The following is a 9,140-nucleotide window of genomic DNA, read 5'->3' as shown; positions in this document are numbered from 1 at the left end:
AGTCCATACCAGCCACCTCCAGCACCACATCTTGGTGCTAAAGCTGACCGGCTGAAAGCCGGTGGTTTTAACCCTCTGATGGAAAATAAAGGAGGAGCGAAGCGGGGGACATTCGCGAAAAAGAGCACCGTGTCGGCGTGAGTGCCGCCCTGAAGGACTTCAACCCGAGCCGCTAAAAACTCAGCCGTCGAGAAGACCCATCGATTGGCGAGTAGCAGCACGCAACGCCTGGAAGCTCTGCGCCAACGTCCTGCCACTCGTGTCCACTGACAGATCGGCCTTCGAATAAAAGGCAGCCCGGCCATTCAAGATGCGGCGCAGATCTTCCATCGCCTCCTTGCTGGCCGCCATCGGACGCGTATCGCCCTGCGCGGCCACGCGGCCCATGTGCTCTTCGGGCGCGGCCTGCAGCCACACGGTCGTGCAGTGGGCCAGCAGTTCGTTGAAGGTCGCCGGGTCGGAGACGATGCCGCCCGGCGTGGCGATCACCACCTCGCTGTAGATCTGCACCGCTTCTTCGAGCGCGCGGCGCTCGTAGCGGCGGTAGGCGTTGGTGCCGTACAGGTCGTGAATCTCGCGCACGCTGCAGCCGGCGAGCTTCTCGATCTCGCGGCTCAGCTCGATGAACGGCAGTTCGAGGTCTTCGGCCAGCATCTGCCCCAGCGTCGACTTGCCCGCGCCGCGCAGCCCCACGAGCGCGATGCGGCGTTGCCGCGCCGGATCGACCGAGGCCGTGCCCAGCAGTTCGCCGAGCGCCACGCGCACGCGGCGCAGGTCGGTCTCGCTGCGGTTTTCGAGCAGTTCGCGAATCAGCAGCCACTCGGGCGAGCTGGTCGTGACGTCACCGACCAGCTCGGCCAGCGAGCAATGCAGCGCGCCGGCCACCTGCTGCAGCACCAGGATCGACGCATTGCCGATGCCGTACTCGAGGTTGGCCAGGTGCCGCTCCGACACGTCGGCTGCAATCGCCACCGCCTTGCGCGTGAGGCCACGCTGCGCGCGCAGGTTGCGCACGCGGTCGCCCAGCGCTGCAAGCAGCGGATTGCGGGCCTCCCCGGCCGGTGCGGTGGCGCCGGCGTTGCTGCCATTGCCGTTTTCTGGCGCGGTGGCCAGCACCGCGTCTACATGCTCATTCATGCAATTCCTCGTTCTTCGCCGGGATTGTGCGCGCTCAGGGTAAACACCATAGATGCACTATATTGCTTGACACTGATTGTCTCGCTGCTTATTGTTCGGCCACAAGCAAGATACTGCACACACAGAGATCCTGCAAGGTAGTTCATAAGTTCATGGCCCGTTGCAGGGCCCTGGATGTTCGCGCCCAGCCAGCCTCCACCGAGAAGCCCGCCACGATGTCCGACAGCAGCAGCAGCCCCACTACCGCCACCACGAACGGCAAGCCGGCATTTCACCAGTTGATTGCCGGCCTGACCGCCGAGATCGCCGGCAAGCCGCTGGATGGCGCGCTCGACCAGTGGCTCAACGCCACGCACGGCGCGGGCAGCGCGCGCTTCGAGCAGTTGCGCCAGGCCTGCATCGGCGGCGTAGCCGAAGGCTGGCTGTGCGAGCGCGAAGGCGGTGGCATCAAGTACGGCCGGGTCTTCAAGGCCGAAGACGCGCTGCACCGCTTCTCGGTCGACGTGGTCGACATGCAGGACATCGCGGGCCCGCACCACACGCATCCGAACGGCGAGATCGACCTGATCATGCCGCTCGACGACAGCGCACACGCCACCTTCGACGGCCGCTCCGCCGGTTGGTGCGTCTACGGCCCCGGCACCGCGCATCGCCCGACCGTGGCGCACGGCCGCGCGCTCGTTCTCTATCTGCTGCCCGAAGGGCAGATCAAGTTCACCCCATGACCGAACTCCTTTCCAATTACGTCGCCGGCCGCTGGCAAAGCGGATCGGGCGCCGGCACGCCGCTGTTCGATCCGGTGCTCGGCACCGAACTCGTTCGCGTCGACGCCACCGGCCTCGACCTACCCGCCGCCTTTGCCTTTGCGCGCGAACAGGGCGGCCATGCACTGCGCGCCCTCACCTATCGCCAACGTGCCGGCCTGCTCGGCGCGATCGTCAAAGTGCTGCAGGCCAACCGCGATGCGTACTACGAGATCGCCACCGCCAATTCAGGCACGGTGAAGAACGACTCGGCGGTCGACATCGACGGTGCGATCTTCACGCTGGGCCAGTACGCCAAGTGGGGCGATGCGCTCGGCGACGTGCGCGCGCTGCGCGACGGCGATGCGGTCAAGCTCGGCAAGGAGCCGGTGTTCCAGTCGCAGCACCTGCAGGTGCCGACGCACGGCGTTGCGCTCTTCATCAATGCCTTCAACTTCCCGTCGTGGGGCCTGTGGGAAAAGGCCGCACCGGCATTGCTCTCGGGCGTGCCGGTGATCGTGAAGCCCGGCACGGCCACCGCGTGGCTCACGCAGCGCATGGTCAAGGACGTGGTCGATGCGGGCGTGCTGCCTGCCGGTGCGCTTTCCGTCATCTGCGGCAGTTCGGCCGGCTTGATGGATGCGTTGCAGCCCTTCGACGTGGTCTCGTTCACCGGCTCGGCCGAAACGGCCGCGGTGATCCGCTCGCACCCCGCCGTGGCTCAATATTCGGTGCGCGCGAACATCGAGGCCGACAGCCTCAACAGCGCCCTGCTGCTGCCCGGTGCCGCGCCCGGCAGCGAGGCCTTCAACCTGCTCGTGCGCGAAGTGGTGCGCGAGATGACGGTGAAGTCAGGCCAGAAGTGCACTGCCATCCGCCGCATCCTGGTGCCGGCCGAGGTGTACGACGCGGCCGCCGAAGCCATCGGCGCCAAGCTCGCGGGCATCACCGTCGGCAACCCGCGCAACGAGAACGTGCGCATGGGCTCGCTGGTGAGCCGGGCGCAACTGAACGCGGTGCGCGACGGCCTCGACGCGCTGGCCGCGCAGACCACCGTGCTGCATGACAGCCGCAACAAGCCGCTGGTCGACGCCGACCCGGCCATCGCCGCCTGCATCGGCCCGGTGCTGCTGGGCGCGCGCGATGCCGATGCGGCGCAGCGCGTGCATGACGTGGAAGTGTTCGGCCCCGTCGCCACGCTGCTGCCGTACCGCGATCTCGCGCACGGCATTGCGCTGGCGCATCGCGGCCAGGGTTCGCTCGTGACTTCTCTCTATGGCAGCGACGACACGGCGCTGGCACAGGCCGCAATTGCCGTCGCACCGAGCCACGGCCGCGTGCATGTGATTTCGCCCGAAGTGGCACAGGCCCACACCGGCCACGGCAACGTGATGCCGATGTCGATGCATGGCGGCCCCGGCCGCGCGGGCGGCGGCGCCGAACTCGGCGGCCTGCGCGCGCTGGACTTCTATCACCGCCGCAGCGCCGTGCAGGCGAGCCCCGGCGTGATCGCCGCACTCGGCCTCTAGAACAAGCAAAGACCCGGCCGAAGGAGACAAAAACCATGACCCTGCCCGCACGCTTCAACTTCGCCGAACACCTGTTCGCCCTCAACCGTGGCCGCGCCGAACGCACCGCCTACATCGACGATCGCGGCACGCTGGGCTACGGCCAGCTCGAAGACCGCGCGCGCCGCCTCGCTGCCGCGCTGAAGGCCGCCGGCGTGCGCCGCGAAGAACGCGTGCTGCTGCTGATGCTCGACAGCAGCGACTGGCCGGTGAGCTTTCTCGGCTGCCTCTACGCTGGCATCGTGCCGGTGGCCGTCAACACGCTGCTCACGCCAGACGACTACGCCTACATGCTCGACCACAGCCGCGCGCAGGCCGTGCTGGTGTCGGGCGCGCTGCTGCCGACGTTGCAGGACGCGATGGCGCGCGGCGGGCATGAAGTGAACACGCTGATCGTGTCGCAGCCGACCGGTGCGCTGCCCGAGGGCGCAACGGAATTCGAGGCCGCGCTCGCCGCCGCCGAACCGCTGGCCGCACCCGTGACCACGGCATCGGACGACCCGGGCTTCTGGCTGTATTCCTCCGGCTCCACCGGCAAGCCAAAGGGTACGGTCCACACGCACGCCAACCTGTGGTGGACGGCCGAGCTGTACGGCAAGCCGGTGCTGGCTCTGACCGAAGACGATGTGTGCTTCTCGGCCGCGAAGATGTACTTTGCGTATGGCCTGGGCAATGCGCTGACCTTCCCGCTGTCGGTCGGCGCCACGGTCGTGCTGATGGCCGAACGGCCCACGCCCGATGCCACCTTCCGTCGCTGGACCGAGCACAAGCCCACGGTCTTCTTCGGCGCGCCCACGGGCTTCGCGGGCATGCTCGCATCGCCCCGGCTGCCATCGCGCGATGCGGTGGCGCTGCGCATGTGCTCGTCGGCCGGCGAGGCGTTGCCCGGTGAGATCGCGCAGCGCTTCAAGGCGCAGTTCGGCTGCGAGATCATCGACGGCATCGGCTCGACCGAGATGCTGCACATCTTCATCTCCAACCGGCCCGGCGACATCCGCTACGGCACCACCGGCAAACCGGTGGACGGCTACGAGGTCGAGCTGCGCGGCGAAGACGGCCGCCCGGTGCCCGATGGCGAAGTCGGCGACCTCTACATCCGCGGCCCCAGCTCGGCGCTGATGTACTGGACCAACCGCGAGAAGTCGCGCGAGACCTTCCAGGGCGGCTGGACCAAGAGCGGCGACAAGTACACGCGCGATGCCGACGGCTACTTCACGTATGCGGGCCGCAGCGACGACATGCTGAAGGTCAGCGGGATCTATGTGTCGCCCTTCGAGGTCGAGGCCACGCTGATGCAGCACCCGTCGGTGCTCGAAGCGGCGGTGATCGGCAAGGAAGACGGCGAAGGGCTGACGAAGACCAAGGCGTTCGTGGTGTTGAAGGATGGCAGCACGGCGACTGAAGAAGAGTTGAAGGCTTTTGTGAAGGAGCGGCTGGCGCCTTACAAATACCCGCGGTTTCTGGAGTTCGTGGCAGAGCTGCCGAAGACGGCCACCGGGAAGATTCAGCGGTTCAGGTTGCGTGAGCGGGAGAAGCAGGCATGAGCTTCCCGTCTTTCTCCCTCCCCTCCCGGGGGAGGGTTGGGGTGGGGGCATCGGCCTTCGCACAAGCACAGCCTTCGCCAGCGCCGCTTGCCCCCATCCCAACCTTCCCCCGGAAGGGGAAGGAGCAACAGCCGGGAGCCATGCGATGAGCACCCCCGACTTCGCCACCATCACCTGGCGCAACCGCCCCATTCAGATCGAATGCCAGTGGCTCTCCCCCGAGCGCACCGGCGCACCTTTGATCGTCTTCCTCCACGAAGGCCTCGGCTCCATCGCGATGTGGAAGGACTTCCCCGCGCAAGTCTGCAACGCCGCCAACGCACGCGGCCTCGTCTTCTCGCGCCCCGGCTACGGCCGCTCCACCCCGCGCGCCGATGACGAAATCTGGGACGTCGACTTCATGCATCGCCAGGCGCACGAAGTGCTGCCCGCGCTCTTCACCGCACTGAAGCTCGGCGATGAAAAACCCTGGCTCTTCGGCCACAGCGATGGCGGCTCGATCGCGCTGCTCTATGCCTCGCGTTTCCCCGACCAGCTCGAAGGCCTCGTGGTGCTGGCGCCGCACATCTTCGTGGAAGACAAGACCGTCGCGAACATCGAGATCGCCCGCACCGCCTACCTCAGCACCGACCTGCCGAAGAAGCTCGGCCGCTACCACGACAACGCCGATTCCGCCTTCTGGGGCTGGAACCGCATCTGGCTGCATCCGCCCTTTCGCCAATGGAACATCGAGGCCGAACTCGATGCCATCCGTTGCCCGGTGCTGGCCGTGCAGGGCATCGACGACGAGTACGGCACGCTGGCGCAGATCCGCGGCATCGCGGCGCGCGTGGGTGGTACTTGCGAGCTGCTCGAAATCCCTGAATGCGGGCATTCCCCACATCGCGATCAGCCGGAACGTGTCACCGTCGCAACCGCTTCTTTCATCACCAAAAACAGGAGACAAACACCATGACCACACCCACCCCGGTTCGCACCGCGCGCCTTGCGCTGACCGCCCTCGCCTTCGCGGCCGCCTTGTGCGGCACGGCCGGCGCGCAAGGCACCGGCAAGCTCAAGGTCGGCCTGATGCTGCCCTACAGCGGCACCTACACCGCGCTGGGCGTGGCCATCGAGAACGGCTTCAAGCTCTACGTGGACGAGCAAGGCGGCAAGCTCGCCGGCCGCGAGATCGAGTACTTCAAGGTCGACGACGAGTCCGACCCGGCCAAGGCCACCGACAACGTCAACAAGCTCATCAAGCGCGACAACGTCGATGTGATCGTCGGCACCGTGCACTCGGGCGTGGCGATGGCCATGGCCAAGGCCGCCAAGGAAAGCGGCACCGTGCTGATCGTGCCCAATGCCGGCGCCGATGCGGTGACCGGCCCGATGTGCGCGCCCAACATCTTCCGCAGCTCGTTCAGCAACTGGCAGCCGGCCTATGCGATGGGCGAAGTCGCTGCCAAGCAGCAGGGCAAGAAGAAGGTCATGACGATCACCTGGAAGTACGCGGCCGGCGAAGAGTCGGTCAACGGCTTCAAGGAAGGCTTCGAGAAGGCCGGCGGCAAGGTCGACAAGCAGCTCACGCTGCCCTTCCCCAACGTGGAGTTCCAGGCGCTGCTGACAGAGATCGCGGCGGCCAAGCCCGATGCGGTGTACGCCTTCTTCGCGGGCGGCGGCGCGGTGAAGTTCGTCAAGGACTACCAGGCCGCGGGGCTGAACAAGACCATTCCGCTGTACGGCCCCGGCTTCCTGACCGACGGCACGCTCGACGCGCAAGGCGAATCCGCGCAAGGCATGCTGACCACGCTGCACTACGCCGACGGCCTGAACACCGCACGCGACAACGCCTTCCGCGTCGGCTACGCCAAGGCCTTCAAGCTGCAGCCCGACGTGTACGCGGTGCAGGGCTACGACGCGGCGCAGATGCTCGGCGTGGGCCTGAACGCCACCAAGGGCGACATCTCGAAGAAGGCCGAGTTCACCGGCGCCATCGAGAAGGCAAAGATCGACAGCCCGCGCGGCACATTCACCATGAGCAAGTCGCACAACCCGGTGCAGGACATCTACCTGCGCAAGGTGGACGGCAAAGAGAACAAGCTCGTCAGCATCGCGCTGAAGGGCCTGGCAGACCCGGCACGCGGCTGCCGGATGTAAGAGGCCACGAGGCCTTCGGTTATCTCGTTCCCTCGCGGCCCTTGAGCTGATTCACGGGCCGCGAGCCGCCTTGCGGCAACCACATTCAACTGGGATCTCACACGGTGGATTTCGGAACCTTCCTGGTCCAGTGCCTGAACTCGGTTCAGTACGGGCTTTTGCTTTTTCTCGTGGCCTCGGGGCTGACGCTGATCTTCGGGATCATGGGCGTCATCAACCTTGCCCACGGCAGCTTCTACATGATCGGCGCGTACATGGCGTTCGCGCTCGCGCCGCTGTTCGGCGACCAGTTCCTGCTGATGCTGGTGGCCGGCGTGGTGCTGGCGGCCATCTTCGGCTACCTGCTCGAATGGGCCTTCTTCAGCTACCTCTACCAGCGCGACCACCTGCAGCAGGTGCTGATGACCTACGGGCTCATCCTGGTGTTCGAGGAGCTGCGCTCCATCCTCGTGGGCAACGACGTGCACGGCGTGAAGGTGCCCGCATGGCTCGACGGCAGCTTCGCGCTGGGCAACGTCATGAGCTACCCGTGGTATCGCCTGTTCGCATCGGCCGCCTGCATCGTGCTGGCGGTGGGCCTGTACTTCGTGGTCAACCGCACGCGCCTGGGCATGATGATCCGCGCCGGCGCCAGCAACCGCGACATGGTGCGGGGCCTGGGCATCGACGTGAAGCGCCTGTACCGCATCGTGTTCGCGGCCGGCGTGGCGCTCGCGGCGCTGGCCGGCATGATCGCGGCGCCGATGTCCTCGGTGTATCCGAACATGGGCGCGAGCGTGCTCATCATCTGCTTCGTGCTGGTGGTGATCGGCGGCATCGGCTCGATCACGGGGGCGCTGCTGGCCTCGCTGCTGGTGGGTTTTGTCGACACCTTCGGCAAGGTGTTCTTCGCGGACCTGAGCGGCATCGGCATCTACCTGCTGATGGCCATCGTGCTCATATGGAAGCCTGAAGGGCTGATGGGGAGGCGGTCATGAAGAAGAGCGCGTTCCTCGTGCCCGTGGCCTGCGCCGTCGCCATCGGCGTGGCGGGTCCGCTGATGGGCAACTACATGTCCGACTTCGTCGTGAAGATCATGATTTTGTCGATCTTCGCGCTGAGCCTCGAACTGCTGGTCGGCATGACCGGCCTCGTGAGCCTGGGCCATGCGGCCTTCTACGGCATCGGTGCGTATGTCACCGTGCTGGCCTCGGGCAGCGAGGGCGGCAACTTCGCGCTGCTGCTGCCGCTGGCCATGGGCGCGGCGGCGCTGTATGCGCTGTTCGTCGGCGCCTTGAGCCTGCGCACGCGTGGCGTGTACTTCATCATGGTGACGCTGGCCTTCGCGCAGATGGCTTTTTTCGTGTTCCACGACACCAAGGTCGGCGGCGGCAGCGACGGCATCTACATGTATGTGCGGCCCGCTCTCGGTGCGCTCGACCTGGAGAACCGCACGGTGCTGTTCTATGTGGTGCTGGCCTCGCTGGTGTTCACCTACGGGCTGCTGGCGCTCATTCGTCGTTCGCGCTTCGGTGCGGCGCTCGCGGGCATCCGTGTGAACGAGCAGCGCATGCGCGCAGCGGGCTTCGCGGTGTACGGCTACAAGCTCGCAGCCTTCGTGCTGGCGGGCTCGCTGGCCGGGCTCGCGGGCTTTCTGCTGGCTTCGCGTGACGGCGTGGTCAACCCCGAGCTGATGGCCTGGCACAACTCGGGTGAGGTGCTGCTGATGGTGATCCTCGGCGGCCTCGGCCACCTGCGCGGCGCGGTGATCGGCGCGATCGCATTCACGCTGCTGAAGGAAATCTTCTCGACGCATGCGGTGATGGGCCCGCTGGCCGACCACTGGCAACTGACGCTGGGCATCGCGATCATCGTGTTCGTGGCCCTGTTGCCGAAGGGGCTGATCGGGCTGGTGCAACGGCTGTCGCCGAAGGGGGCTGCATGACCTGCTCCCTCTGCCTGTCTTTCTCCCTCCCCCTCTGGGGGAGGGCCGGGGTGGGGGCAAGCGGCCTCCAACGCCGCGCAGCATC

Annotated in this window: 8 protein-coding genes; 7 read left to right on the top strand and 1 reads right to left on the bottom strand. The window is 66.6% G+C overall.

Annotated elements, in window-relative coordinates; all coding sequences use genetic code 11:
- Positions 1 to 180: 180 nt before the first annotated feature.
- Positions 181 to 1,137 (bottom strand): helix-turn-helix transcriptional regulator, encoded by a 957-nt coding sequence (locus ACSFB7_RS16410; RefSeq protein WP_435471865.1) that lies wholly within the window; start codon positions 1,135 to 1,137, stop codon positions 181 to 183.
- A 215-nt stretch (positions 1,138 to 1,352) separates the two neighbouring features.
- On the opposite strand from ACSFB7_RS16410, the gene ACSFB7_RS16405 reads away from it, so the two are divergent.
- From ACSFB7_RS16405 to ACSFB7_RS16375, 7 genes are all read left to right on the top strand, one after another.
- Complete coding sequence (locus ACSFB7_RS16405) at positions 1,353 to 1,862, top strand: 4-hydroxylaminobenzoate lyase (RefSeq protein WP_435471863.1); 510 nt, start codon at positions 1,353 to 1,355, stop codon at positions 1,860 to 1,862.
- On the top strand, positions 1,859 to 3,409 hold the full coding sequence (locus tag ACSFB7_RS16400) for a 3,4-dehydroadipyl-CoA semialdehyde dehydrogenase (protein ID WP_435471861.1): 1,551 nt from the start codon (positions 1,859 to 1,861) through the stop codon (positions 3,407 to 3,409). The genes ACSFB7_RS16405 and ACSFB7_RS16400 overlap by 4 nt, the downstream gene beginning before the upstream one ends.
- 35 nt (positions 3,410 to 3,444) lie before the next feature.
- On the top strand, positions 3,445 to 4,992 hold the full coding sequence (locus tag ACSFB7_RS16395) for a benzoate-CoA ligase family protein (protein ID WP_435471859.1): 1,548 nt from the start codon (positions 3,445 to 3,447) through the stop codon (positions 4,990 to 4,992).
- 145 nt (positions 4,993 to 5,137) lie between these two features.
- Positions 5,138 to 5,947, top strand: coding sequence for an alpha/beta fold hydrolase (locus ACSFB7_RS16390; RefSeq protein ID WP_435471857.1), 810 nt, complete (start codon positions 5,138 to 5,140; stop codon positions 5,945 to 5,947).
- The gene (locus ACSFB7_RS16385; RefSeq protein WP_435471855.1) at positions 5,944 to 7,131 is read left to right on the top strand and encodes an ABC transporter substrate-binding protein; all 1,188 of its coding nucleotides are present in this window, start codon (positions 5,944 to 5,946) and stop codon (positions 7,129 to 7,131) included. The genes ACSFB7_RS16390 and ACSFB7_RS16385 overlap by 4 nt, the downstream gene beginning before the upstream one ends.
- A gap of 104 nt (positions 7,132 to 7,235) precedes the next feature.
- On the top strand, positions 7,236 to 8,108 hold the full coding sequence (locus ACSFB7_RS16380) for a branched-chain amino acid ABC transporter permease (protein ID WP_435471853.1): 873 nt from the start codon (positions 7,236 to 7,238) through the stop codon (positions 8,106 to 8,108).
- Positions 8,105 to 9,055 (top strand): branched-chain amino acid ABC transporter permease, encoded by a 951-nt coding sequence (locus ACSFB7_RS16375; RefSeq protein WP_435471851.1) that lies wholly within the window; start codon positions 8,105 to 8,107, stop codon positions 9,053 to 9,055. Before ACSFB7_RS16380 ends, ACSFB7_RS16375 begins: the two co-directional genes overlap by 4 nt.
- The last annotated feature ends 85 nt before the right edge of the window (positions 9,056 to 9,140 follow it).

Source organism: Variovorax raffinosi, from assembly GCF_051216615.1.
Lineage (GTDB): Bacteria > Pseudomonadota > Gammaproteobacteria > Burkholderiales > Burkholderiaceae_C > Variovorax.
Note: the sequence above shows the minus strand (reverse complement) of the source record. Positions and strands in the feature narration are given on the sequence as shown.

Excerpts from the sequence above, each read along its gene's own strand:
- ACSFB7_RS16410 (WP_435471865.1), bottom strand. The coding sequence starts at position 1,137 with ATGAATGAGCATGTAGACGCGGTGCTGGCCACCGCGCCAGAAAACGGC.
- ACSFB7_RS16405 (WP_435471863.1), top strand. The coding sequence starts at position 1,353 with ATGTCCGACAGCAGCAGCAGCCCCACTACCGCCACCACGAACGGCAAG.
- ACSFB7_RS16400 (WP_435471861.1), top strand. The coding sequence starts at position 1,859 with ATGACCGAACTCCTTTCCAATTACGTCGCCGGCCGCTGGCAAAGCGGA.
- ACSFB7_RS16395 (WP_435471859.1), top strand. The coding sequence starts at position 3,445 with ATGACCCTGCCCGCACGCTTCAACTTCGCCGAACACCTGTTCGCCCTC.
- ACSFB7_RS16390 (WP_435471857.1), top strand. The coding sequence starts at position 5,138 with ATGAGCACCCCCGACTTCGCCACCATCACCTGGCGCAACCGCCCCATT.
- ACSFB7_RS16385 (WP_435471855.1), top strand. The coding sequence starts at position 5,944 with ATGACCACACCCACCCCGGTTCGCACCGCGCGCCTTGCGCTGACCGCC.
- ACSFB7_RS16375 (WP_435471851.1), top strand. The coding sequence starts at position 8,105 with ATGAAGAAGAGCGCGTTCCTCGTGCCCGTGGCCTGCGCCGTCGCCATC.